The organism is Serratia sp. Ag1, from assembly GCF_000743355.1.
Classification (GTDB): domain Bacteria; phylum Pseudomonadota; class Gammaproteobacteria; order Enterobacterales; family Enterobacteriaceae; genus Chania.
This window is the reverse complement of record NZ_JQEI01000076.1, coordinates 1-536: the sequence shown is the minus strand read 5'-3', so window position 1 is coordinate 536 and position 536 is coordinate 1. Positions and strand designations below refer to the sequence as shown.

Annotated in this window: 1 protein-coding gene and 1 pseudogene; both read left to right on the top strand. The window is 59.1% G+C overall.

Translation table 11 applies throughout. The features are described 5' to 3' along the window. Positions 1–388: HK97 family phage prohead protease (locus tag IV04_RS23880; RefSeq protein WP_037441666.1), on the top strand; the 388-nt coding region annotated here is incomplete at its 5' end. Between the two features lies 1 nt (position 389). Next, positions 390–536, top strand: a pseudogene (locus IV04_RS26970) (phage portal protein); the annotation flags it as partial.

The following is a 536-nucleotide window of genomic DNA, read 5'->3' as shown; positions in this document are numbered from 1 at the left end:
TGATGTTCGCGCCCTGTACGAGCATGACCATACCGCGCTGTTAGGCCGCAATACCTCCGGCACCCTGGTATTGAGTGAAGACGCCACCGGCTTGCGCTTTGAGCTGACACCGCCCGATACCCAACTGGGGCGCGATGTGCTGATCCTGGTTGAGCGGGGCGACATTTCCGGCATGTCCTTCGGGTTCCGGGCGCTGAAAGACCAGTGGGACAGCACCCAACAACCGTATGTCCGTACCGTGCTGGCCGCCGAGCTGCGCGAAATCACCATCACCAGCTTACCGGCCTATCGTGAAACCGACATTCAGATCGCCAAGCGTTCACTGTTGACCCAGCACCCGGAACTGGTGGATCTGCGTTCCCATTGGGCTTATCTGGCGGGGTTGTGATATGTGGCCGTGGAAACGCAAGACCGAAAACCGCAGCATGACCATTGATGAATTTCTGGCGCTCGCCGGTATCCCTAACACTGGTTCCGGTGAGCATGTCTCATCGGGCAATGCTGAAACACTGCCCGCCGTCCTAAACGCCGTGGCG